This window comes from Pseudomonas sp. PvP089 (assembly GCF_017875165.1).
Lineage (GTDB): Bacteria > Pseudomonadota > Gammaproteobacteria > Pseudomonadales > Pseudomonadaceae > Aquipseudomonas > Aquipseudomonas fortuita.
On sequence record NZ_JAGGME010000001.1, the window covers coordinates 1,626,745 to 1,649,744 of the forward strand.

At 63.1% G+C, this 23,000-nt stretch carries 18 protein-coding genes; 5 read left to right on the plus strand and 13 right to left on the minus strand.

The genetic code is table 11. The features are described 5' to 3' along the window. Positions 1-34: 34 nt before the first annotated feature. From J3A71_RS07515 to J3A71_RS07525, 3 genes are all read right to left on the minus strand, one after another. Complete coding sequence (locus J3A71_RS07515; protein WP_096426655.1) at positions 35-2,476, minus strand: TonB-dependent siderophore receptor; 2,442 nt, start codon at positions 2,474-2,476, stop codon at positions 35-37. A 258-nt stretch (positions 2,477-2,734) separates the two neighbouring features. Next, entirely contained in the window at positions 2,735-3,700 is a 966-nt protein-coding gene (locus tag J3A71_RS07520) for a FecR domain-containing protein (RefSeq protein WP_023047027.1), read from the minus strand. 4 nt (positions 3,701-3,704) lie between these two features. After that, positions 3,705-4,235 (minus strand): sigma-70 family RNA polymerase sigma factor, encoded by a 531-nt coding sequence (locus J3A71_RS07525; RefSeq protein WP_016488625.1) that lies wholly within the window; start codon positions 4,233-4,235, stop codon positions 3,705-3,707. Between the two features lie 332 nt (positions 4,236-4,567). Between J3A71_RS07525 and mqo the strand changes: the two genes are divergently transcribed. Continuing rightward, positions 4,568-6,205: a malate dehydrogenase (quinone) gene (mqo, locus tag J3A71_RS07530; RefSeq protein WP_016488624.1), complete on the plus strand. Its 1,638-nt coding sequence runs from the start codon at positions 4,568-4,570 to the stop codon at positions 6,203-6,205. 86 nt (positions 6,206-6,291) lie between these two features. Here mqo and J3A71_RS07535 read toward each other — a convergent pair whose 3' ends face one another. Further along, positions 6,292-6,627: a helix-turn-helix domain-containing protein gene (locus J3A71_RS07535; protein ID WP_016488623.1), complete on the minus strand. Its 336-nt coding sequence runs from the start codon at positions 6,625-6,627 to the stop codon at positions 6,292-6,294. Positions 6,628-6,676: 49 nt separating this feature from the next. On the opposite strand from J3A71_RS07535, the gene xenA reads away from it, so the two are divergent. Beyond that, positions 6,677-7,768: a xenobiotic reductase XenA gene (gene xenA / locus J3A71_RS07540; protein WP_016488622.1), complete on the plus strand. Its 1,092-nt coding sequence runs from the start codon at positions 6,677-6,679 to the stop codon at positions 7,766-7,768. 118 nt (positions 7,769-7,886) lie between these two features. On the opposite strand, the gene J3A71_RS07545 is transcribed toward xenA, so the two are convergent. The 5 genes from J3A71_RS07545 to J3A71_RS07565 form a co-directional block, all read right to left on the minus strand. Then, the gene (locus J3A71_RS07545; RefSeq protein WP_096426654.1) at positions 7,887-9,134 is read right to left on the minus strand and encodes an FAD-dependent oxidoreductase; all 1,248 of its coding nucleotides are present in this window, start codon (positions 9,132-9,134) and stop codon (positions 7,887-7,889) included. Between the two features lie 2 nt (positions 9,135-9,136). Next, positions 9,137-10,714, minus strand: a complete 1,578-nt coding sequence (locus J3A71_RS07550; protein ID WP_096426653.1) for an aldehyde dehydrogenase (NADP(+)) — start codon at positions 10,712-10,714, stop codon at positions 9,137-9,139. Positions 10,715-10,911: 197 nt separating this feature from the next. Further along, positions 10,912-11,859: a dihydrodipicolinate synthase family protein gene (locus J3A71_RS07555; RefSeq protein ID WP_096426652.1), complete on the minus strand. Its 948-nt coding sequence runs from the start codon at positions 11,857-11,859 to the stop codon at positions 10,912-10,914. Positions 11,860-11,902: 43 nt separating this feature from the next. Further along, the gene (locus J3A71_RS07560; protein ID WP_023047730.1) at positions 11,903-12,829 is read right to left on the minus strand and encodes a 4-hydroxyproline epimerase; all 927 of its coding nucleotides are present in this window, start codon (positions 12,827-12,829) and stop codon (positions 11,903-11,905) included. Between the two features lie 22 nt (positions 12,830-12,851). After that, the gene (locus J3A71_RS07565) at positions 12,852-14,465 is read right to left on the minus strand and encodes an APC family permease (protein WP_070086910.1); all 1,614 of its coding nucleotides are present in this window, start codon (positions 14,463-14,465) and stop codon (positions 12,852-12,854) included. 379 nt (positions 14,466-14,844) lie between these two features. On the opposite strand from J3A71_RS07565, the gene J3A71_RS07570 reads away from it, so the two are divergent. Beyond that, complete coding sequence (locus J3A71_RS07570) at positions 14,845-15,627, plus strand: AraC family transcriptional regulator (protein ID WP_016488616.1); 783 nt, start codon at positions 14,845-14,847, stop codon at positions 15,625-15,627. Here the strand turns inward: J3A71_RS07570 and J3A71_RS07575 are convergent. Continuing rightward, positions 15,615-16,502 carry a LysR family transcriptional regulator gene (locus tag J3A71_RS07575; protein WP_016488615.1) on the minus strand — a complete coding sequence of 296 codons (888 nt, stop codon included), beginning with the start codon at positions 16,500-16,502 and terminating at the stop codon, positions 15,615-15,617. The genes J3A71_RS07570 and J3A71_RS07575 overlap by 13 nt on opposite strands. Positions 16,503-16,642: 140 nt before the next feature. Between J3A71_RS07575 and moaB the strand changes: the two genes are divergently transcribed. Then, complete coding sequence (gene moaB / locus J3A71_RS07580) at positions 16,643-17,209, plus strand: molybdenum cofactor biosynthesis protein B (RefSeq protein WP_016488614.1); 567 nt, start codon at positions 16,643-16,645, stop codon at positions 17,207-17,209. Between the two features lie 30 nt (positions 17,210-17,239). Here moaB and J3A71_RS07585 read toward each other — a convergent pair whose 3' ends face one another. The 3 genes from J3A71_RS07585 to moaA form a co-directional block, all read right to left on the minus strand. Next, positions 17,240-18,301 carry an RHS repeat-associated core domain-containing protein gene (locus J3A71_RS07585; RefSeq protein ID WP_096426650.1) on the minus strand — a complete coding sequence of 354 codons (1,062 nt, stop codon included), beginning with the start codon at positions 18,299-18,301 and terminating at the stop codon, positions 17,240-17,242. Positions 18,302-18,414: 113 nt separating this feature from the next. Beyond that, positions 18,415-19,314 carry a bestrophin family protein gene (locus tag J3A71_RS07590; RefSeq protein WP_016488612.1) on the minus strand — a complete coding sequence of 300 codons (900 nt, stop codon included), beginning with the start codon at positions 19,312-19,314 and terminating at the stop codon, positions 18,415-18,417. A gap of 20 nt (positions 19,315-19,334) precedes the next feature. After that, positions 19,335-20,336, minus strand: a complete 1,002-nt coding sequence (gene moaA / locus J3A71_RS07595; protein WP_096426649.1) for a GTP 3',8-cyclase MoaA — start codon at positions 20,334-20,336, stop codon at positions 19,335-19,337. 225 nt (positions 20,337-20,561) lie between these two features. Between moaA and J3A71_RS07600 the strand changes: the two genes are divergently transcribed. Beyond that, positions 20,562-22,892 (plus strand): FdhF/YdeP family oxidoreductase, encoded by a 2,331-nt coding sequence (locus tag J3A71_RS07600; protein ID WP_060519199.1) that lies wholly within the window; start codon positions 20,562-20,564, stop codon positions 22,890-22,892. The last annotated feature ends 108 nt before the right edge of the window (positions 22,893-23,000 follow it).

Sequence of the window (23,000 nt, forward strand, 5' to 3'; positions counted from 1 at the left end):
GTAAATGTCCCGGGGGCTTTTGTTTGAGGGCGGTTTACCAGCGCAGCGACACGGTTCCCAGCAGTGTGCGCTCTTCACCCCAATAGCAGCGCCCGGCGTTGTTGCAGCCTGCCACGTACTCTTTGTCGAACAGGTTGCGGGCATTGACCTCCACCGACCAGTTTTCGTCGATCTCATACCCGACCTTGGCATCCACCAGCGTGACATCGCCGGTATCCAGCTTGCCGTACAGGCTCGCCGGGGTGTACGCGAATGTGCTGTCGAAATGGCGCACGCCGCCCCCGATCTGCAGGCCCTTGAACAGCCCGTCCCGGAAGCGGTAAGTGCTCCATACTGAAGCCTGGTTGCGTGGTACGCCGGTCATTTGGTGGTCTTCATACAGCGACCCGGCCACGTCCTTGGTAATACGCGAATCGGTGTAGGTGTAGGCGGCGGTGAGGTTGAGGTTTTCGCTCAGGTCGCTGTTCAATTCCAGCTCCACGCCCTTGGCCCGGCTGGCACCGATCTGGCGGTAGTCACCCACGGCGGAATCGAACAGTACATCGTCCTTCTTGCGCAGGTCGTACACCGACGCGGTGAAGGCGGTGTTCCAGCCTTTGGGTTCGTACTTGATGCCCACTTCGTACTGCTCGCTGGTGGTGGGGTCCAGCGGGCCGTTCCTGCTTTCGGTCTGCTGGGTCGGGGCAAAGGCCGTGGAGTAGCTGAAGTACGGCGACAGGCCGTTTTCGAACTGATACATCACCCCGGTCTGCCAGGTGAACTTGCTGTCCCAGCTGTCCATGTCGGCTTGCGCGTTAAGGGTACCGGCCTTGTTGCGGAACTGGCTGTTGACCCGGTCCAGGCGCCCGCCCAGCAGCAGTACCCAGTTGTCGACCTTGGTTTGCAGCTGGCTGTAGAGGCCGTACATGGTCTGTTCGAGCAAGGCGTTCTGCACATGCAGGGGCGTACTCGGCTTGCCGTTCCACACCGGGTCGAACACATTGATGGTGCCGCCGTTGCCTGCGTCCCAATCCTGGTTGAACGAGGTGCGGTCCAGGCTCGCACCGATCAGGAAGGTGTGGTCGAACGCGCCGCGGGTAAAGTGGCCTTCGAACTGGTTGTCCAGCGAGTAGGCGATGGACTTGTTGTAGCGGTCGTAGGCCGTGTTGCCCAGGGTGGTGCCGAAGCCGCCATTGTTCAGGTTACCTGGCCACATTTCCTGGCGGTCGATGCGCGACTGCATGTAGCGCGAGTTCTGGCGGAACTGCCAAGTGTCGTTGAAACGGTGGCTGAACGCGTAGCCCAGGCTCCAGGTTTCCCGTTCGAAGTTGTCCCAGTCCGGGTTGCCGGACAACTGGTCTTTGTCGATCTTGCCGTTGGGGTTGTGCAGCAGTGTGCCTGCGGCCGGGTAACCGAGCTCCATCAAGGTGCGGTCGCGCTGGTAGGTCGCCAGCACGGTCAGGCTGTTGAAGTCGTCGAAGTTCAACGTCAGCGACGGCGCGATGTACATGCGGTCGTCGGGTTGATGGTCGACCTGGGTGTCAGACTTGCGGCCCATCATCACCAGGCGGCCGAGCACATTCCCCTCATCGGTCAGCGGGCCGGAAACGTCGACGCCCAACTGGCGCCGGTTGTGCGAGCCGTAGCTCAGTTGCACTTCGCCGCGCGCGTCGGCAGTAGGCCGCTTGCTGACCAGGTTGACCACGCCACCTGGGGCGTTTTCGCCATACAGGATCGAAGTGGGGCCGCGGAACACTTCCACCCGCTCCAGGCCGTAGGGTTCGCTGCTGGTGTCGTAGCGGTTGCCCTGCACCCGCAGGCCATCGCGCAACAGGCCGTAGCCATAGTCGGTGGCATTGAAGCCGCGGATGAAGAACAGGTCACCCGCCTGGCCATCACCGCCGGCAAACGGCGGCGAGAAAATGCCTGGTACATAGCCCAGCACCTCGGTGAGGGTTTGCGATTGCTGGTCATCCATGCGCTGGCGGGTTACCACCGAAACCGAGCGCGGGGTGTCGGCCAGGGCGCTGCTGGTTTTGCTGGCAGTGGCACTGGCTACGGCGCGGTAACCGCTGTCGCCCTGGCCGTCGCTGGCGACCAGGGTAGCGGCGTTGATCGACGTGGCATCCAGTTGCAGGGCGGTGCCATCGGCAAGCGGTTGCAGCACATAGCCCGCGCTGCCTTGGGGCACGGCTTGCAGGCCGCTACCCTGCAGCAGCCGGGCCAGGCCTTGGGCGACGCTGTAGCGGCCCTGCAGCCCCTGGCTGGTCTTGCCGGCGGCCAGTTCGTTGCTGCCGGCCAGATAGATGCCGGCCTGGTTGCTGAACTGGTTGAGGGCGCTGGTGAGCGAGCCGGGGGCGATGTTGAAGCGGGTTTCGGCGCTGGCCGCCTGTTCGGCGTGGGCCAGGGTTGCCGGCAACATCAGTGGCGCGGCAGCAAATAGCGAAAGTGGCGCGGCAAGCGCCAGGCGGAACGCGGGGTGGAAGGGCGTCGGCATGCTGGTCTCTGGAATCGATAGGGTGAGTTGGAAGCGCTATGCCGGGTTAACCGAACGAGATTGGAAAAAGGGAACCGGGTTGGAAGATTTTTTGACCGGCTCCAACGAATTTGCCAGCACCGGCACAGCGGGATCCAACTACCGTGTCGCCTGCTTCGCGGGCTTGCCCGCTCCCACAGGTACTACGCAGGCTGCGGGTTCACACCGCATCTGTGGGAGCGGGCATGCCCGCGAAGAACCCAGCGCGATGTACCGGTATCAAACCGGCTCGACTGTGACCCACCAAGGCGTCAGCCGCTGCACCCGCACCGGTAATGCCGCTTGCAACAAGGCCAGTGCGCGATCGGTATCGTTGAGCGGGAAGGCACCCATCACCGACAGCTTGGCGACATCCGGGTGCCAACCCAGGTGCCCGTGGCGATAGCGTCCCAGCGTTTGCAGCAAATGCCCCAATGGCATGTCTTCGGCATTTAGACGGTGATAAATCCACGACTCGCCGGCGCTTTGGGCCGGGCGGGTGGTGCTGATTGCCTGAGCGCTAAAGTCCACCTGCTGGCCCGCTGGCACGATGCAGCGCTCGCCGCTTTGCGCCGTGCATACCTCAACAGCGCCGGCGTATACATCCAGCCGGGTATTTTCGCCCAGCTGGCACACTGCAAAGCGTGTTCCCAGGGCCTGCATGCGGCCTTGCGCAGTGTCGACGAAGAAAGGGCGGCGCGGGTCGTGGGCGGTTTCCACCAGCAGCTCGCCAAAGCGCAGCCGCAGTACCCGGCTGAATGTGGAGAACTGCGTGTCCACGGCACTCTGCGCCCCTAGCCACAACTGGCTGCCATCGGCCAGACGGGTTTCGCGCACTTCACCAATGCCGGTGGCCATGTCGGCACCCCAGCCCGACAACGGCGCGCCGTGCCACGCCCGCCAGCCAAGCAGGGAGCCTGCGCCAAGCACCAGCAGCGACTTGAGCCCGGTGCGCCGGGTGAAGCGACGCGCATCGTGCTCACGCAGTGCCCGGCCCGCAGCTGCACCTTCGGCCTGCAACGGGGCAAAACGCTGGCCGACCCGTTGCACATAGTGCCAGGCCGCCTGATGGTCGCCGTGCTGGTCAAACCAGTGTTGCCATTGCGTGCGCAACTGCGGTGCGGCGTTTTCGTCCTGCAACTGCACGTACCAGTGTGCGGCTTGCTGCAGGCTGGCGTGGCTGAGTTTGTGCACGGGCGAGGTCATGGCGTCACTCCACCAGCAAGCCGTCGAGTTCGGCTTCAAGAATCGCGCAATGCACAAACGCCTGGGCCAGGTACTTTTTGATCATGCGTTCGCTTACCCCGACGTGCGCGGCAATATCGCGGTAGGCCAGGCCATCGATCTGCGCCAGCAGGAATGCCTGGCGCACTTTGCCCGGCAAACGCTGCAACATTGCGTCCACCTCGTGCAGGGTCTCGACAATGATCGCGCGCTGTTCGGGGGAGGGCTGCAGGGCCTCGGGCTGCAAGGCCAACTGCTGCAACCAGGCTTGTTCCAGCTTCTGCCGGCGCCAGTGGTCCACGCACAGGCCGCGGGCGATGGTGGCCAGGTACGAGCGTTCACCACGTTCGCCGTCGAACTGCCGTGGGCGCTTGAGGATGCGCACGAAGGTGTCTTGCACCAGGTCGGCCGCATCGCAGCGGCTGCCCAGCCGGCGATACAGAAAGCCGAGCAACCAGCGTGAGTGGCTGTGGTACAGGCTATGGAGCGAGGTGTTCAACTCTGGGATCGAAACCACGGCGGCATCCGGCGCAAGCGCATACTGGTGCGAATGAGAAATGATCTCAATATTAGGGGCGCCAGAAAAATACTGCAATCACTGCAAAGCTTGCGGGCATCCCCTGGGACAACCCGTCACCTTGACGCGAGGACCGGCAATTTGTTTGCGCTGGCATTTCGGATACAATCAGAAAAACGATTCAGCCCTATCGGTCAATTCGACAAAAGGCCGAGTCGTTTTCTGGTTCTCTGGCTGCCGAACAATGATCAACAACAAGCCTGCGCTGAAGAACACGGAACACTTGGGCCAGCCACAGGCCCTCCCTCCGTTCTCCTGACTGGAATAGATCAATGTTCAAGAAAGCTGGCAAGACCTTGCTGGGTCTGGCTGTCGCTGCGAGCTTCATGCAAGCGCACGCCGCAGAAACCAAAAAAGTAGACGTGCTGCTGGTCGGCGGCGGCATTATGAGCTCCACCCTGGCCGTGTGGCTGCACGAGCTGGAGCCAAGCTGGTCGATGGAAATGGTCGAGCGCCTGGACGGCGTGGCTGAAGAAAGCTCCAACGGCTGGAACAACGCCGGTACCGGCCACTCCGCGTTGGCCGAGCTGAACTACACCCCGGAAGACAAAGACGGCAACGTCAACATCTCCAAGGCCATCGAAATCAACGAAGCCTTCCAGATTTCCCGTCAGTTCTGGGCCTGGCAGGTCCGTCAGGGCGTGCTGAAGAACCCGCACTCGTTCATCAACACCACACCGCACATGAGCTTTGTGTGGGGCGATGACAACATCAAGTTCCTGAAAAAGCGCTACGACGCGCTGCAGGCCAGCCCGCTGTTCCGCCCGATGCAGTACTCCGAGGACCACGCGCAGATCGCCAAGTGGGTCCCGCTGATGATGGAAGGCCGCGACCCGAACCAGAAGCTGGCCGTGACCTGGACGCCAATCGGCACCGACGTCAACTTTGGCGAGATCACCCGCCAGATGGTTGGCCACCTGAAGACCCAGGACAACTTTGACCTGAAGCTCTCCAGCGAAGTGCAAGACATCACCCGCAACAAGGACGGCTCCTGGCACGTCGAGTACAAGAACCTGAAGGACGGTACCGAATCGGCTACCGATGCCAAGTTCCTGTTCATCGGTGCCGGCGGTGGCGCACTGAAGCTGCTGCAGAAGTCGGGTATTCCTGAAGCCAAGGAATACGCAGGCTTCCCGGTGGGCGGCTCGTTCCTGGTGACCGAGAACCCGACCGTGGCCATGCAGCACATGGCCAAGGCTTACGGCATTGCCTCGACCGGCGCGCCACCCATGTCGGTACCGCACCTGGACACCCGCGTGCTGGACGGCAAGCGCGTGATCCTGTTTGGCCCATTCGCCACGTTCTCGACCAAGTTCCTGAAGAATGGCTCGTACCTGGACCTGCTGAGCAGCACCACCACCCACAACGTGTGGCCGATGACCAAGGTCGGGATCGACCAGTACCCGCTGGTGGAATACCTCGCTGGCCAGCTGATGCTGTCTGACGATGACCGTTTCGAAGCCCTGCGCACCTACTTCCCGAATGCCAAGAAGGAAGACTGGCGCCTGTGGCAGGCCGGCCAGCGTGTGCAGATCATCAAGCGTGATGCCGACAAGGGCGGCGTGCTGAAGCTGGGTACCGAAGTGGTTGCGTCCGAAGACCGTACCATTGCCGGCCTGCTGGGCGCCTCGCCCGGTGCTTCGACTGCTGCGCCGATCATGCTCACCGTGCTGGAAACCGTGTTCAAGGAGAAGGTCGCTACCCCAGAGTGGCAGGCCAAGATCAAACAGATCGTGCCGAGCTACGGCACCAAGCTGAACGACTCGGCAGCGGCCACCCAGAAAGAGTGGAACTACACCGCTGAAGTGTTGCAGCTGGAGAAACCGCCGGTGATCGACGCCAGCGTTGACTTCGGTGGCGCGGCAAGCCAGCCGGTTGAAAGCAAGCCTGAGAACGACATGGCGCTGTAATCGGCCATTGTTGTGAAAGAAGCCACGGGGGTGACCTCGTGGTTTTTTTTTGGCGCTTCACTAACCGCCAGGGCGTGCGGCAAACATCATCGCTGGCGCAGGATGCATTCCAGCAGCCCGGGAAACCGCTCGCCTAGCATTTCGCTGCGCAGCGAATTCATGTGGGTGGTCCCCACATTGCGGGTATGTACCAAACCCGCATCACGTAGCACGCGGAAATGGTGGGACATGCTCGACTTGGGCCGCCCCCCGTCCAGCTCGCCACAGCTGGCTTCGGCGACGCCGGCCAGATGGCGGACGATTTCCAGGCGCACGGGGTCGCTGAGCGCATAGAGCAGGCGTTCAAGAATCAGGTCTTCAGCGTTGGGATGTTTATAGGCTCGCATGGCCGACATGATAACGGGGGTTTCACTAATTGCCATAGTTCGATTATGATCGAACAACAGTATTCAGATGAACCCGGAGTTTCCCATGTCCGCACTGTTCGAACCCTATACCCTCAAAGACGTTACCCTGCGTAACCGCATCGCCATTCCGCCGATGTGCCAATACATGGCCGAAGACGGCATGATCAACGACTGGCACCACGTGCACCTGGCCGGCCTGGCCCGTGGGGGTGCCGGCCTGCTGGTGGTCGAGGCCACTGCGGTGGCACCAGAAGGGCGCATCACCCCCGGGTGTGCCGGTATCTGGAGCGATGCTCACGCCCAGGCGTTCGTACCCGTGGTGCAGGCCATCAAGGCTGCTGGTGCCGTGCCGGGCATCCAGATCGCCCACGCCGGGCGCAAGGCCAGCGCCAACCGCCCATGGGAAGGTGACGACCACATCGCTGCCGACGACGCCCGCGGCTGGGAGACCATTGCGCCGTCCGCCATCGCCTTTGGCGCGAACCTGCCGAAAGTGCCACGCGAAATGACGCTGGGCGACATCGCCCGGGTCAAGCAAGATTTCGTCGATGCCGCCCGCCGAGCGCGTGATGCCGGCTTCGAGTGGATCGAGCTGCATTTTGCCCACGGTTACCTGGGCCAGAGCTTCTTCTCCGAGCACTCCAACAAGCGTACCGACGCCTACGGTGGCAGCTTCGACAACCGCAGCCGCTTCCTGCTGGAAACCCTGGCTGCGGTGCGTGAAGTGTGGCCAGAGAACCTGCCTTTGACCGCGCGTTTTGGTGTGCTGGAATACGATGGCCGTGACGAGCAGACCCTGGAAGAGTCGATCGAACTGGCGCGCCGCTTCAAGGCCGGTGGCCTTGACCTGCTGAGCGTGAGTGTCGGTTTCACCATTCCCGAGACCAACATCCCGTGGGGCCCGGCGTTCATGGGGCCGATTGCCGAGCGTGTGCGCCGTGAGGCGAAGCTGCCGGTGACTTCGGCGTGGGGCTTTGGCACGCCGCAACTGGCGGAAGGGGCACTGCAGGCCAACCAGCTGGACCTGGTGTCAGTGGGGCGCGCACACCTGGCCGACCCGCACTGGGCGTACTTTGCGGCCAAGGAACTGGGGGTGGAGAAAGCTTCCTGGACCTTGCCGGCGCCGTATGCACACTGGCTTGAGCGTTATCGCTGAGGCTTGGAGGGGCTGCCATGCACCCCATTCGCGGCACAAGGCCGCTCCTACAGGATAACGCGTGCTCTTTGTAGGAGCGGCCTTGTGCCGCGAATGGGCCGCCCGGCGGCCCCCGAATCTAGAACCGATCCAACCGGTAGGCTCCCACCTTTGGCCCCGCGGCCCGCTCAGCCAACCGCCCCACCCATTCCGCCGTCACCGCCGCCTGGGTCAACCCCAGGTGCTGATGCCCAAACGCCAACAGCACCCGCCCATCGCACACCCTGTCGATCACCGGCAACGAGTCCGGCAACGAAGGCCTGAAACCCATCCACGGCGTTGCCCCGTCGATGCTCAAGTCGTGCCGGAACAACCCCTTGCTCAATCGGTGCAACTGCCACGCCCGCTGCATGCTCGGCGGTGCTTCCAGCCCGGCAAACTCCACCGTGCCAGCCAGGCGCAAGCCTTCGGCCATGGGCGTCATGATGAACTTGCGCTCCAGCGAGGTGACTGCAAACGGCAGGCGCTGGTGCTCACCCGGCAACATCAGGTGGTAGCCACGTTCTGTGTCCAGCGGCACCCGCTTGCCTGTCAGCGCAGCGGTCAGTTTCGCAGAATGGGCACCACAGCTGACAAGCACCTGGCGGGCATTGAGCGTGCCCTGGTCGCTGGCAAGGCTCACGCCGGCACTGTGCAACTGCCCGCCATCGACCTGCGCCTGGACAAAGCGCACGCCGCTGGCCTTGGCCGCCTCGAACAGTTCGCACACTACCCGGTAAGGGTCGATGAAGTGCCCGGTGCGCGGAAAGAACAGCCCGCCCAGCAGTGACGGGCTCAGTTGCGGCGCTGCTTCGCGCACGGTTTCAGCCGACCAGAAGTCCACCGGAACCGCCTGCTGTTGCATGCGGGTGCGCAACGCCTGCAGTGCCTGGCGTGACTCAGGCTTCTCGAACACCAGCAACGAACCATCCTCCTGGAACAGTTCGCTGCGCCCGATCGAGCCCAGCAGCCGCTGCCAGGCACCCAGGCTGCCTTCGTTCAGCGTGCGTATGCCGGCCACACTGCGCTGGAACGGCGCCGGGCGCAGGTTGAGCAGCAGGCGGGTGAACCAGGGCAAGGCCTTGGGCAGGTACTTCCAGTCCAGGCGCAGCGGGCCCATCGGGTCTAGCAACATGCGCGGCAGGCGCTTGAGGATCGACAGGTCGGCAATCGGGAACACCTGCTCGGTGGCCAGGTGCCCGGCGTTGCCCCAGGACGCGCCCTGGCCGGGTGCCTGACGGTCTACCAGCAGTACCCGGCGGCCCTGGCGGGCCAGTTGCAGGGCACAGGCGACGCCGACAATGCCGGCGCCAACCACGGCAATATCGGCTTCAGGGGTTTGGACCATGCTCAGCCTTCCCGTTTGCCGTCAAGCAGGCGCCGCAGCTGCAGCGGGTTGCCGTGCTTCAGCGCCTGCGGCAGCAGCGCATCGGGGAAGTCCTGGTAGCACACCGGGCGCAGGAAACGCAGGATCGCCGCCGTGCCCACCGAGGTGGTGCGGGCATCGGAGGTGGCCGGGAACGGCCCGCCGTGAACCATGGCATCGCACACCTCGACACCGGTCGGCCAGCCGTTGACCAGAATGCGCCCGGCCTTGCGTTCAAGGGTTGGTAGCAGCGCGCGGGCGCTGTCGATGTCGGCATCGTCCAGTTGCAAGGTCGCGGTCAACTGGCCCTCCAGATGCTCGGCCACTCGGCGTACCTGTTCATCGCTCGCGCAGGCCACCACCAGCGACGCTGCGCCGAACACTTCGGCCTGCAAGGTCGGGTCGGCCAGGAAGGCTTCGGCCTCGGTCACGAACAATTGCGCCTGGCATTGGTTGGGGCCTTGTCCGGCCTGGCCACTGGCCGCCACCCGGGCATTGGCGTTTTCCGCCAGGTCACCGACACCGGCCTGGTAAGCACTGAAGATGCCAGGGGTGAGCATGGTCTGCGCTGTAGCCTGGCGAACGTGCTTGCAGGCGGCGTCGATAAACCGCTGTAACGCCGGGCCTTGGCGGGCGATCACCAGGCCGGGGTTGGTGCAGAACTGGCCGGCACCTTGGGTCAGCGAGGCGACGAAGCCTTGTGCCAGCGCATCACCGCGGGCCTGCAGTGCGGCCTCGAACAGGAACACCGGGTTGATCGAGCTCATTTCGGCGTACACCGGGATCGGTTCCGGGCGTGCCTGGGCCGCCTGGCACAGCGCGATACCCCCGCTGCGTGAGCCGGTAAAACCAACGGCCTTGATGCGCGGGTCGCTGACCAGCGCAATGCCGACTTCACGGCCGGAGCCGTACAGCAGCGAGAATACCCCGGCCGGCAAGCCGCACAGCTTCACCGCTTGCGCCACCGCCTGGCCGACCAGTTCGCTGGTGCCCGGGTGGGCGCTGTGGGCCTTGACCACCACTGGGCAGCCAGCAGCCAATGCCGACGCGGTGTCGCCACCGGCCACCGAGAAGGCCAGCGGGAAATTGCTGGCGCCGAATACGGCTACCGGCCCCAGGGCAACCTGGCGCTGGCGCAGGTCGGCGCGCGGCAAGGGCTGGCGGTCTGGCTGGGCGTTGTCCACCCGCACATCCAGCCATTCACCGGCCCGCACTACCCGGGCGAAGGTACGCAGCTGGGTGCAGGTGCGGCCACGCTCACCCTGAATGCGAGCCTTGGGCAGGCCGCTTTCGGCCACGGCGCGGTCGATCAGGGTATCGCCCAGCGCTTCGACCTGCGTGGCGATGGTTTCGAGGAACTGGGCCCGTTGTTCGAGCGTGGTTTCGCGGTAGGCATCGAACGCCGCCCAGGCCAGGGCGCAGGCTTGCGCCACCTGTTCGCCAGTGCCGCCGAGGTAGGCGGGTTCCAGCGCCTGGCCGGTGGCCGGGTCGATGGCGTGGATGGCTTCGCGGCTGCCGGTTACCGGCGTCTGGCCAATCAGCAGGTTGCCTGTGAGGGTCATGTAGCCTCCTTGTGAATCAAATTCGGGTATCGAGGGCGTTGTGGGAGCAACTGTCTTGCTCAATAGCTGGAAGCTTGCGCGATCATTGGGGGAGCGGGCTTGTGCCGCGAACACCGGCAAAGCCGGTGCCAGGCACCGCGTCGCCCGCTTCGCGGGCCAAGCCCGCTCCCACAGAGAACGCGGCGGGGCCTTGGTAATCAGGCGATGTTCTGCTCGGCCGACCAGTTGGCGTACCAGCTGCGGAACAGCGCGTATTGCTGCTCGGCATAGTTGCGCTGGGCGTCGGTCAGCACGTCGGTTTCGTTGAAATGCAGGCTGTACTCGCTGTCGCCGTTCAGCACCATCAGGTGCTTGTAATACAGCACCAGGTCGCAGCCCTCATCGAACGACGACAGCACCGCCAGCGCCGCTTCCAGTTCGCGCGCCAGGCGACGGGCCTTGGCATCGCCTTTGGCCGCCTGCTTGCTCAGGCTCACCAGGTGCAGCACCTCACGGGGCAGGGCATTGCCGATGCCGGTGATGGCGCCGGTGGCGTTGCAGTTGACGAAGCCATGCACCACCTGGGTATCCACGCCCACCATCAGGGTCACGTCGTCATCCTTGGAGGTGATGTGCTCGGCGGCATAACGCAGGTCGGCACCACCGCCGAACTCCTTGAAGCCGATCAGGTTGGGGAATTCGCGACGCAGCTCGAAGAACAGATCGGCGCGGGTGGCGAAGCCGTAATAGGGGCTGTTGTAGATCACCGCTGGCAGCTTGGGCGCGGCGGCGAGGATGGCCGAGAAGTGATGCTTCTGGGCGATCAGCGAGGCACCGCGGCTGAGCACGCGGGGGATGACCATCAGGCCGGCGGCGCCGACCTTGGCCGCGTGGGTGGCATGAGATACCGCTTCACGGGTGTTCACCGCACCAGTGCCGACAATGGTCGGGATGCCGGCGGCCACCAGGCGCGCCACGCCTTCCTGGCGCTCGGCCTCGGTCAGCAGTGGCCAGTCGCCCATCGAACCGCAGTACACCACGGCGCTCATGCCGGCCTCGATCAGCTGGTGGCCCTTGCGCACCAGCGCGTCAAAGTCCGGCTTGCGCGCGGCGGTGCACGGGGTCATCAGGGCGGGCATGGTGCCGGTGAAGAGGTTGTCAGTCATTGTTGTTACTCCTGGCGAAATGGGGTTTTCGGAAAGCCGGGGCTCAGATGCCCCAGGCGAACGGGTCCTGTTCGTCGATCAGCAGGGTGCTGTCGGCGGTCATGTAGGCGCGGCCGGTGATGAACGGGCGAATGTGCTCGCCGTCGCGCTCGTAGCGGCCATGGAACTGGCTACCGGTGATACTGGCCTGTACCCAGGTCTGGCCCTCGGCAAGCTTGCCGTCGGCGGCCAGGCAGGCCAGCTTGGCGCTGGTGCCGGTGCCGCACGGGGAGCGGTCGTAGGCCTTGCCGGGGCACATCACGAAGTTGCGGCTGTCGGCGTTGGCGTCGTCGGCAAACAGCTCGACGTGGTCGATAGGCGCGCCGTTTTCGCCGGTGATGCCCTGGGTTTCGAGGGCTTTGAGCATGGCCCAGGTGTACTCTGTCAGCGCTTCACGGTTGGCCAACTCGATACGCTGGCCGTGTTCGGAAACGAGGAAGAACCAGTTGCCGCCCCAGGCGATGTCGCCGCGCACCACGCCATGGCCGGGCACGTCCACCGCAACCTGCTGGCGGTAGCGGTAGGAGGGCACGTTGCCGATGGTGATGGCACCGTCTTCATGCAGGGTGGCGCTGACCTGGCCAACCGGGGTGTCAATCTTGTGTACGCCCGGTGTGATCAGGCCCAGGTGCTGTAACGAGGCGACCAGGCCGATGGTGCCGTGGCCGCACATGTTCAGGTAGCCGGCGTTGTTGAAGAAGATCACCCCGCAGGTCGCATCAGCCGACACCGGCGGGCAGTACAGCGCGCCGACCAGCACATCGTTGCCGCGTGGCTCCAGCAGGCAGGCACGGCGCCATGGGTCGTGCAGCTCGCGCAGCTCGTCGCGCTGTTCGGCCATGCTGCGGCCGTGCAGTTGCGGGAAGCCCTTCATCACCAGGCGGGTTGGCTCGCCGCCAGTGTGAGAGTCGATGACGTGAATCTGTTTCATGGCTTGTCCCTTGCGTAAAAGATCAGGAAGCGACGGCAGCAGGGCGGCCGGTGTGGGTTTCAGCGCTGGCTTCGCTTTCGTCTTCACCTTCCAGGCGCACAAGGTGGGCAGGCACGCCCGTCGCGGCGCCCCAGTAGTAGATGCCCAGCGCGCAGGCGGCCACGGCCACGGTGTCGAGCGGGTGGCCGATTACCCCCAGGCCGCCAAAGCTGCCCAGCCACGACAGCAGGATGGTCACCGCGTAGAAACCGATCAGCCATGCCGAGGAGCGAACTTGCTGGGCCAGCGACAGGTGCTGGGTGGGTACGAAACGGCCACACAGCAGGTACAGCACGAACATCACGATTTGCAGGGCCAGCAGCCACGACACGGTGTTCCAGCCCGACCAGTACACGATCAGCGCGGCGATGATGAACGACAGCGGGCCGAGCACGGCCATGCCCTTGACCCGGAACGGGCGCGGCATCTGTGGCGCATTGCGGCGCAGGGCGGCGACGGTGACCGGGGCGACGGCGTAGCTCAGGACCAAGGCAGCGGAGACCACGTTGATCAGCGCTTCCCACGATGGGAACGGCAGGGTCCAGAACACCGACAGGCCAAACGTCAGCCACAGGGCCGGGCGCGGGATGCCGGATTCTGCATCGATGCGGGTGAAGTACTTGAAGAAGGTGCCGGTCTGCGCCCAGCCGTAGATCACCCGCGGGGTGGCGTTCATGTAGATGTTGCCGCAGCCGCTGGGCGAGATCACGGCGTCGGCCACCACCAGGTAAGCGAGCCAGCCGACGCCCAGGGCCAGGGCGATGTCACGGTAAGGCAGGGCCAGTTCCTTGGTCACGCTGGCCCAGCCGTTGGCCAGCATTTCGGTCGGCACGCTGCCGAGGAAGGCCAGTTGCAGCAGGGCGTATATCGCGGTGGACAGCAGCACCGACAAAATCAGTGCAATAGGGATGGTGCGCTGTGGGTTCTTCACCTCGCTGGCCACTGAAATGATCGGCGTCAGGCCCAGGTAGGCGAAAATGATGCCGCCGGCCGATACGGCCATTTCCACGCCGGACAGGCCGAACGGGGCAAAGCCCTGGACCTCGAAGTTTTCTGGCTTGAAGAAGGTGAACAGTACGCCGATCACCAGCAGCGGCACGATGAACTTGAACACGCTGACCAGGTTGTTGGCCTTGGCGAAGGTTTTCACGCTGCGGTAGTTGAGGAAGAAGAACAGCCCCAGCAAGGCAAACTGCACCAACCAGCCGAGCACGGTCGGGTCGCTGGAGCCGGCCTTGGTCAGCCCGGGGAACCAGGCAGCGGCGTATTGGCGTGAGGCGACCACTTCGATGGCGATCAGGCTGGAAAAGGCGATCAGGGTGATGAAACCCATAAGGTAGCCGAGCAGTGGGCCGTGTGAGTAAACGGGGTAGCGCACCACGCCACCGGCGCGGGGCAGGGCAGCGCCCAGCTCGCAGTAGATGATGCCCAGCAGCAGTACGGCAAAACCGCCGAGGAACCAGGAGAGGATGCCGGCCGGGCCTGCGATGGCCGACACGTGGCTGGCGGCAAACAGCCAGCCGGAGCCGAAGATGGCACCCAGGCCGATGAAGGTGAGGTCCAGCAGTGATAACTGTTTTTTGAATTTGCCTGACATGGGTTCGCCTTTTTGTTGGTTATTGGATAGGCAGGTCTGATGTCACGAGATGCGGCTTTTTGGGCCGCGCTCTTGTAGGACTTGGGCGGCTTGCGTGGGGCATAGAGTGAACCGGTCGGGGCGACGGTTCTTGATGGTTTTCTGCAGGGGGGATGACGAAATCGGCACAGTTGCAAAAAATGCTGGCGGCCAGGGTGTGCTGGTGGATAGGCTGTAGGCCATACCGGATAAGGGTTTGAGAGAGACATTGCCAGTGCTGGCCTCTTCGCAGCACAAGGCGACTCCTACAAGAACCGCATGGCTATCAAGCCTTCTGCGGTCGCTGCAGGAGCAGCCGTGCGCTGCGAAGAGGCGGGCCCAGCAAACCGAGATAGAGAAGATGACCAATACCCCCCTGGCAACCCTCTACCAGTCCCTCGACCAGCACCGCCCCGCCACCCTCGAGGCCCTGCTCGCCGGTGTATCGCTGCTGCTGCCGATCCTCGACGCCATCCCCAACGCTGCGATCTTCATCAAGGACCCGGCCGCCCGCTATGTGCTGGCCAACAACACCCTGGTCCAGCGTTGCGGCCTCAAGCGCCTGCAACCGCTACTGGGCAAGACCAGCGCCGAAGTGTTCCCGGCGCAGCTGGGGCCCGGCTACACCGAACAGGACCGCCGGGTGCTCAAGGAAGGCAGGGTGCTGGAGGACCAGCTGGAGCTGCACCTGTACGGCAGCCGCGAGCCTGGTTGGTGCCTGACCCACAAGCGCCCGCTGTACAACCAGGCGGGCGAGATCATCGGCCTGGTTGGCATTTCGGTCGACCTGCAATCAGCCGCCGACAGTCACCCTGCCTATCAACGCCTGGCCGCGGTGGACGAGCACATTCGCCAGCATTTTCACCAGCCGATCAGCATGGGCGAGCTCACCCGTATCGCCAATATTTCCGTGGCCCAGCTGGAGCGCTACTGCAAGCGGGTGTTCCACCTCACGCCCCGGCAGATGATCCACAAGGCGCGCCTGGAGCACGCCCACCGCCTGTTGCATTCGGACCTGCCCATCACCGAAGTGGCAATGTGCTGCGGCTATACCGACCACAGCGCCTTCAGCCGCCAGTTCAAGCAACTGACCGGCTTTACCCCGCGCCAGTACCGCCAGGCAACCAGCGATCAGGTGGCTTGAAACAGCACCCGGGCCTCGGCAAAGCACTGTTCGGCAATCGCCGAGCGCGGCTCGCTGCGGCGCAGCAGCAGGCCGACCGGGCTGTGAATGGCGGCGTCGGCCACCGGCAGGATGCGCAGGTGCTCGCTGAGGTCTTCCAGGCCGCAGTCCAGCGGCATGATCGCGCAGCACATGCCGGTATTGATGGCCTGGATCAGCTGGAAGGTCGAGTCGCTTTCCAGCACCGCATTCGGCTCCAGACCGCGGCTGCGGAAGCTCAGGTCCAGCGATTGACGGTAGTGCATGCCCTTGCTCAGCAAGCCCAGTGGTATGTCACTGAGGGCATCCCAGCGCAGCGGGGCGTCGGCGAATTGAAAGTGCCGGGTGTCGTGCAACAGGCCCATGGTGGTGGTGCCCAGTTCGATCACTTCGAAAAAGCTGGTGTTGACCTGGTCCAGGTAGCAGATACCCAGGTCGAGCTGGTTGCGGCTGAGCCCGTCGATGACTTGTTCCGAGCTCAGCGAGCTGAGCTGAAAGTGCAGTTCGGGGTATTTTTCGCGCAGTGGCAGCAGCAGGTGCATGGGGTTGAAGCTGGCCAGCGGCACCGTACCCAGGCGCAGGCTACCGACCACTTGGCCGCGGCAGCTGGCGGCCTCGGCTTGCAGGCCATCGTGGGCTGCGAGCAAGGTGCGGGCCCAGGCCAGGATGCGCTCGCCGGCCTCGGTAAAACCTTCGAAGCGCTGGCCGCGCTTGACCAGCACCAGCTCCAGTTCGTCCTCCAGGTTACGCAGGCGCATGGACAGCGTTGGCTGGGTGATATGGCACAGCGCCGCCGCCTGGCCGAAGTGGCGGGTCTGGTCGAGGGCGATGAGGAACTTGAGCTGCTTGATGTCCATGAAAGTGCCTGGCGTCTGGTTATGCAGACCTTAACCCACGTCTGCGATAGATGTCATTGATCGCCCGGTACGCCATATCGATTGGACGCCCTCGGGCCGTGCCTCTAGCGTGTCGACAATGCCATTCAAGGAGTTTTACCGTGCGCGTCCAACCCGATGCGGTCTTCGTACCGCTGAACATCGCCGTGCTGACCGTCAGCGACACCCGTACCTATGACAACGACACCTCCGGTGAACTGCTGGCCAGCCGTTCGGTAGAGGTCGGCCACCGGCTGGTGGCGCGGGCGTTGCTCAAGGACGACCTGTACAAGATTCGCGCGCAGGTGGCGACCTGGATTGCCGACGAGCAGGTGCAGGTGGTGCTGATTACCGGCGGCACCGGCTTTACCGGGCGAGACAGCACGCCGGAGGCAGTTGAGTGCCTGCTGGACAAGCGCATCGACGGTTTTGGCGAGCTGTTCCGGGCGTTGTCAATTCTGGATATCGGCACCTCGACCGTCCAGAGCCGGGCATTGGCCGGGTTGTCCAACCGCACGTTGGTGTGCTGCCTGCCGGGTTCGACCGGCGCCTGCCGCACGGGGTGGGAGGGGATTCTGGCCGAGCAGCTGGATGCCCGGCATCGGCCTTGTAATTTCGTGAAGCACCTGACCCCGGTAAGAGTGATGTCGGGGCGTAGTAACGACTGCCATCATCAGATATACATTTAAGGCGCTAAGCTTCAGTGAGCTGATAGACGGTCAGCGGCCGCTAGGGTTGAAGCGTGATAATATACCCCCTTGCCGAATTGAAATCATGTAGCTTTGGCTATCGACATTTGAGTCTAGCTTGTAAGTGCGACCATGGTATAGGGGCTCCATCCCGCCCTCCCGGTGTAAAAGGTCGGCCAGGGTTCTGAGTGTTTTATTTTGATCGCCATTGTAGTACTTGCTGGTTACCGAATCGAGAGGCAATGGTAATCTTGGGAGTTGCTCAAATCGTTCGGCGGCAGTTAGAAGAGGGCGATTGAGTCGTTTGCTTCCCGATATTTTTCCTTCGGCAAATCCCCAAACGGAGCCGAATTTCATGCCATCCTGCTTTCCGATTTCATGTCCTTTAATGAGTCCTTCTTCATACCCAGCCCTGCGGCCGGCATTGAGTCCTTCGTCATACCCAGTCTTGCGGCCGGCATTGAGTCCTTCGTCATACCCAGTCTTGCGGCCGGCATTGAATCCTTTGTGATATTCACTACTGGCGGCAGCGCTTCCCTCGTTGTAGCCTTGTTGTCGGCCATGCTCAAAAGCGACATCATATTTTTTTGTATTAGAGGTTCGGAGTATATGTTTCTTGAACCAACCCCATCGCGATCTCCCGGAAGGGTCAGTGTAATTTATAGGGTCGCACCCACAATAAGCATACCCATTGATATTACCTTCTGCAAAAGGGCTTCGGTCGTCATAACTGTTGAATCTCATTGTTATCGGGTTGAAGGCTCGGCGGCTGCCTAATAGATAGCATCCTGTCCCGGCTTGCCGCAGTTGGCCGGTAAAGCCCAGTAGTGATTTGATTAGAAGTGGATCGATATACCCGTATGGGGTGAATGCTAATTCGTGCTGCTCAGCGTTTATCGAGCTAACTATTGTAGAACCTAGGCGGTCAGTGCTTAGCATGCGGGTGTGGGCTATTGCGTCCCCGCCTGCTAGTACCTTTTCAGCAAGTGGCAATTTTCCGCCGTGCATGATAGCAGTGTGTTCTTTGCCTTGAATAAGTAAGCTTAATTTGTTTCCGTTGTAAAATACGCGTTGAGGACTTGGGCTTTTCATGGTGGCGCTTCCGTAGAAATAACCTCACCTTAACTCGTCTCTGGATACTGTAAACTGGTAAAAATGCTAGTGGCTTTAAGGCTGGATTCTATGCGAGCAGGCTTTTTAATTACTCAGCGCAATACATAGTCCACAGGTAGGAGCAACGGCGGCAGCGGCTCGACTCCAAGAGCCCCAAGCACATCGCGCTCAACAGTCCGCACCATGGCATCAGTAGGCAAGTCGTTCTCATCGCGCCCGAACGGGTCTTCCAGCTCGTTGCCAATCGCATCCAGCCCGAAGAACGTGTACCCCACGATGGTGGTGAACAGGGGTGCCAGCCAGCCCAGCGGCTCGGCCAGGGCAAACGGTAACAGCAGGCAGAAGATGTAGATGGTGCGGTGCAGCAGCAGCGTATAGGGGAACGGCAACGGGGTGCCCTTGATCCGCTCACAGGTGGCCTGTACTTCGGTCAGCCCCACCAGCCGTTGCTCCAGCAGGCTGTAGCGCCAGTCGCTGATCTGCTGTTGTGCGGCCAACTGCGAACAGTGTTCGCCAATCTCACGCAGGATGCCGTCGCACACGTTGTGCGGGCTGATCCTCTCAGGCCGGGCCAGCCACGGCCGAGCGGCTGCCAGATCATCCTCGTTACGAAGCCGTGCATTCAGTGCATGGGCAAAACCGCACAGGCTGCGCAGCAGCTCCGTACGCAGGTGGTCGTCAGCAATCACCACGCTTTCGCGCACGAACGAGCGGGTTTCGATGATCAGCTTGCCCCAGGCCTTGCGGCCCTCCCACCAGCGGTCATAGCAGGCGTTGTTGCGAAAGCTCATGAAGATCGACAGCGACAGGCCAAGCAAGGTGAACGGCGTGGCGCTCACCGGGTAGAAAAACGCCGGGTAATGGCGCTCGATCAGCACGATCAGCGCTGCCAGCAGGGTCACCATCAGGCAGCGCAGGGCAATGCGCTTGACGATCGAACCCTTGAGGGTGAACAGCACACGCAGTACATCAGGGGTTGGGTGGACGATCATGGATATCCAGAGACGGCCGCTTAGCCGCCGGTCATGTTCATGAAGCGCAGGATCTGCACGTCGCCACCGACTTCGAAGTGATGGCGGTACGGCTTGAGGTGCAGCGAATCGCGGATGGCCTTTTCCAGGCGTTCGGCGATGCCGGGGTGGGCGCGTAGCACGTGCTTGAGGTCCACCGAGTGTTCATTGCCCAGGCACAGCAGCAGCCGGCCTTCGACCGTCAGCCGTACGCGGTTGCAGGTGGCGCAGAAGTTGTGGCTGTGCGGCGAAATGAAGCCTACCCGGGTGTTCGCTTCTGCCAGACGCCAGTAACGGGCGGGGCCCTGGGACGACTCGGTGGATTCGATCAGGGTGAACTGCTCGGCCAGGCGCGCGCGTACTTCGTCGCTGGAGCAGAACGACTCGCCGCGCTCGTGTTCGCTGATCACCCCTAGCGGCATTTCTTCGATGAACGTGATATCCAGTTCGCGATCGATGGCAAAGCGCACCAGGTCGACCAGCTCGTGGTCGTTGCGCCCTTTGAGCACCACGCAGTTGAGCTTGGTGCGCTTGAAGCCGGCTTGGCGCGCGGCGTCGATGCCGGCGATGACCTGATGCAGGTCGCCGGTGCGGGTCAGTTGCTTGAAACGGTCGGCATCCAGGCTGTCGAGGCTGATGTTCAGGCGCGAGACCCCCGCGTCGAACAGTGGCTGTGCCAGGCGCCCGAGTTGCGAGCCGTTACTGGTCAGGCACAGTTCGCGCAGGCCGGGCAGGGCCGCGATGCGCCCGCACAGGTCGACGATGCCCTGGCGTACCAGTGGTTCGCCGCCGGTCAGGCGGATCTTGCGGGTGCCCAGGGCGACGAAGCGCTCGGCCACCTGGAACAGTTCTTCGAGGCTGAGGATCTGCTGGCGCGGCAGAAACTGCATGTCTTCGGCCATGCAGTAGACGCAACGGAAGTCACAGCGGTCGGTGACCGACATCCGCAGGTAGTCGATTTTCCGGTTGAAGCCGTCAATCAGGGCCCGGCTGTTCTGTTCCACGTTCGCGCTCGAATGGGTTGGGACACATCTCCAAGCTATAACCTGGCCGCAGGGGCGTCAAATTGCTTTGTCCGACTGCTTGATCGACGGCCTCTATCATGGCTGCAACCACATTCCCGGCCCATGATCGAAACCGCTTATCACACCGTAAGATCTTTCGATTGGACGCCTCTGCCTCACGCTCAATAGGCTGGAAAAAAGCATCGAAGCGTGAGGATTCATCGCATGAGCCAGGACGAACACATCAGGGACTACAAGGGTGCCGCCGCCGGCTGGGGGGCGCTCAAGAGCGTCACCAAAAGCTGGCTGGGCAGCGAAAATGCCTTCAAGAACCTGCGGGCCATGCTCAAGACCAACCAGAACGGCGGCTTCGACTGCCCCGGCTGTGCGTGGGGCGAGTCGCCGGAAAGCGACATGGTCAAGTTCTGCGAAAACGGCGCCAAGGCGGTTAACTGGGAGGCGACCGGTCGCTCGGTCGACCCGGCTTTCTTCGCCAAATACAGCGTCAGCGCGCTGAGGGAGCAGACCGACTACTGGCTCGAATACCAAGGCCGCCTCACACACCCGATGCGTTACGACGCTGCCACTGATCACTATGTCGAAACCACCTGGCAGGAGGCCTTCGAGCTGGTCGCCAGGCACCTGCGTGCGCTGCAGTCGCCAGATGAGGCCGAGTTCTACACCTCGGGCCGGGCCAGCAACGAGGCGGCGTTCCTCTACCAGCTGTTCGTGCGCGCTTACGGCACCAACAACTTCCCCGATTGCTCGAACATGTGCCACGAAGCCAGCGGCGCAGGCATGTCGGAAACCCTCGGGGTGGGCAAGGGCACCGTGGTGTTCCACGACCTGGAGCTGGCCGACGCCATCTTTGTCATCGGCCAGAACCCCGGCACCAACCACCCGCGCATGCTCGAACCGCTGCGTGAGGCGGTCAAGCGTGGGGCCCAGGTGGTCTGCTTCAACCCGCTAAAAGAGCGTGGCCTGGAGCGCTTCCAACATCCGCAGCACCCGTTCGAAATGCTCAGCAACGGCTCTGAGCCGACGTCCAGCGCCTACTTCCGCCCGGCCCTGGGTGGTGACATGGCGGCCATGCGCGGCATTGCCAAGTTCCTGTTGCAGTGGGAGCGTGAAGCCCAGGCCAAGGGCGAGCCGGCGGTGTTCGACCATGCCTTCATCGCCGAGCACACCAGCGGCGTCGATGACTACCTGGCAGCGGTGGACGCCACCTCTTGGGAACACATCGTCAAACAGTCGGGCCTGACCCTGGCCGAGATCGAGCTGGCCGCACGCATGTACCGCAAGGCCGAGCGGGTGATCATGTGCTGGGCCATGGGCGTCACCCAGCACCGCCATTCGGTGCCTACCGTGCAGGAAATCGTCAACCTGCAGTTGCTGCGCGGCAACGTTGGCAAGCCCGGGGCCGGCCTGTCGCCGGTGCGCGGCCACAGCAACGTGCAGGGCGACCGCACCATGGGCATTGACGAGAAGCCCAAGCCGGCGTTGCTCGACGCCATCGAAAAACGCTTCCAGTTCCGTGTGCCGCGTGCCCACGGGCACAACGCGGTGCTGGCCATCAAAGCCATGGAGGAGGGGCGGGCCAAGGTGTTCATCGCCCTGGGCGGCAACTTCGCCCAAGCCACCCCGGACACCCCGCGCACCCACGCGGCATTGCAGAACTGCGCGTTGACCGTGCAGATTTCCACCAAGCTCAACCGCTCGCACCTGGTCACCGGCCGCGATGCACTGATCCTGCCGTGCCTGGGCCGTACCGAAATCGACCTGCAGGCCGAAGGGCCGCAAGGCGTGACCGTGGAGGACACCTTCAGCATGGTGCACCTCTCCAACGGCCAGTTGCGCCCACGCTCGCCGCACATGCGCTCGGAGCCGTGGATCATCGCCGGCATGGCCAAGGCCACGCTGGGCAACCAGCCGATCGACTGGGAGTATGCGGTGGCCGACTACAACCGCATTCGTGACATGATCGCCGACGTGATCCCAGGTTTCACCGGCTTCAACGAACGCCTGCATAGCCCGGGCGGTTTCCACCTGGGCAACAATGCCGCCGATCGCAACTTCCGCACGACCACGGGCAAGGCTCGCTTCATGCCCCACGCACTGCCGGAAGAGTTGATCAACGCCAAGGTATTGGCCCGGGGTGACAAGCCCGACCTGATCCTGCAGACGCTGCGCTCGCATGACCAGTACAACACCACCCTGTATGGCCTGGATGACCGCTACCGCGGGGTGTTTGGCCTGCGTGAAGTGGTGTTCGTCAACGAGGCCGACATCCGCCGCATGGGCTTTGAGCCGGGTGAGCAGGTGGACCTGGTGTCGCTGTGGGAGGACGGCGTGGAACGGCGCGTTTCTGGGTTCCGCCTGGTGGCGTATGACGTGCCTGAGGGGCAGGCGGCGGCGTATTACCCGGAGACCAACCCACTGGTGCCGCTGGAAAGTTATGGCGAGGGGACCTACACCCCTACCTCGAAATTTGTGGCGATCAAGGTCGAGAAAGCCAAGGCAGGGAACCGCATTGCGGCGGTGTTGGCCGCGGATTGACGGGTTGCCTGCAAGGGCCCTATCGCCGGCAAGCCAGCTCCCACAGGGACTGCACAGCTTTCAGAACCTGTGATAAACCTGTGGGAGCTGGCCTGCCGGCGATAGGGC